The following is a 1,586-nucleotide window of genomic DNA, read 5'->3' as shown; positions in this document are numbered from 1 at the left end:
AAGGCATACGTCGGGAGCTCAATGTGTGAAGCACCGGCAACCGGCAGCATTGCCGCCCAGTCCACGACCACACCCCGGACGAACAGTTCGGCCATCGAGGTCAGCAGTCGGCGCAGACCGCCCTCGTCACGGCGCAGCGAACCACCGACCACAGCCTCTGTGCCGGCCTGGTCAACGATCTCGCTGACCGGCTGGACCAGAACCGGGTGAGCACTCGACTCCACGAAGACGGTGTGACCGTTGCCCAGGAGGTCGGCGATGGCGGGACCAAAACGGACCTGGCTACGCAGGTTCCGATACCAATAACCGCCGCCCAGGACATCCGCCTCCCGCACCCACTCCCCCGTCACAGTCGAGTAGAAAGGAATCAACGGCGCCTGCGCACGGATGTCGGCGAACGCCTCGCCCAGGACCTCCTCGATCGCCTCCACATGCCGGGTGTGAGAGGCGTAATCCACCGCGACCCGGCGCACCCGCACACCATCCGCGGCAAGGACATCGAGAGCTTCGTCGAGGGCTTCGGCATCACCAGCGATCACCACCGAGGACGGACCGTTGACCGCCGCCACCTCCACCCGGCCGGCCCACCGCGCAATACGCTCAAGCACCTCAGCCTCAGGCAGCGCCACCGACGCCATACCACCCCGGCCCGCCAAACTTGCGGCGATCACCTGACTGCGTACCGCCACAATCTGGGCCGCGTCCTCCAGCGACAACGCACCCGCCACACACGCAGCCGCAATCTCACCCTGCGAATGACCCACCACCGCATCCGGCACCACACCCACCGACGCCCACACCGCCGCCAGACCCACCATCACCGCAAAACTCGCAGGCTGCACCACATCCACGCGCTCCAGGAGTTCGACCGGAGCATCCCCCCGCAACACATCCACCAGCGACCAGTCCACCCACCGCTCCAACGCCGCCGCACACTCAGCGATCCGCTCCGCGAACACCGGCGAGGAGTCCAGGAGTTCACGGCCCATGCCGGTCCACTGCGAACCCTGACCGGGAAACACCAGCACAGTCCGCCCCCCGACCGCGGCCGGCGACAATCCGCCAGTGACCACACCAAGATCGGACTCACCCCGCGCCAGCGCCTCCAGACCCGCCAACGCCTCCTCACGGGAGCCGGCCACCGCCACCGCACGCTCGGACAACACCGCCCGCCGAGCAACCAACGCCGCGGCCACGTCCGTCAGGGGCACCTTCTCGCCGGACTCCACAAAGGACGCCAACCGCTCGGCCTGGCCCGCCAGAGATCCGGCACTCCTCGCCGACACCACCAGCGGCACCACACCATCGCCGACGTCCACCATCGACTCAGGCACAGACTCCACCGGCGTCACGGGCTGCTCTTGCGGGGCCTGTTCCAGGATCAGGTGCGCGTTGGTCCCACTGACACCGAAGGACGACACACCAGCGCGGCGCGGCCGACCGGTGTCAGGCCACTCCCGCACCTCCGTCAGCAACTCGACCGCGCCCGCCGTCCAGTCCACCTTCGCCGACGGGGCATCGACATGCAGCGTGGGCGGCATCACCCCGTGCCGCAACGCCTGCACCATCTTGATCACACCAGCCAC

Annotated in this window: 1 protein-coding gene; it reads right to left on the bottom strand. The window is 68.2% G+C overall.

Going from position 1 to position 1,586, the window contains the following annotated elements; genetic code table 11:
• Nucleotides 1-1,586: acyltransferase domain-containing protein (locus ACIBLC_RS41960; protein WP_399216751.1), on the bottom strand; the 1,586-nt coding region annotated here is incomplete at both ends.

Origin of the sequence: Streptomyces sp. NPDC050535, from assembly GCF_044457665.1 — a bacterium.
Lineage (GTDB): Bacteria > Actinomycetota > Actinomycetes > Streptomycetales > Streptomycetaceae > Streptomyces.
Note: the sequence above shows the minus strand (reverse complement) of the source record. Positions and strands in the feature narration are given on the sequence as shown.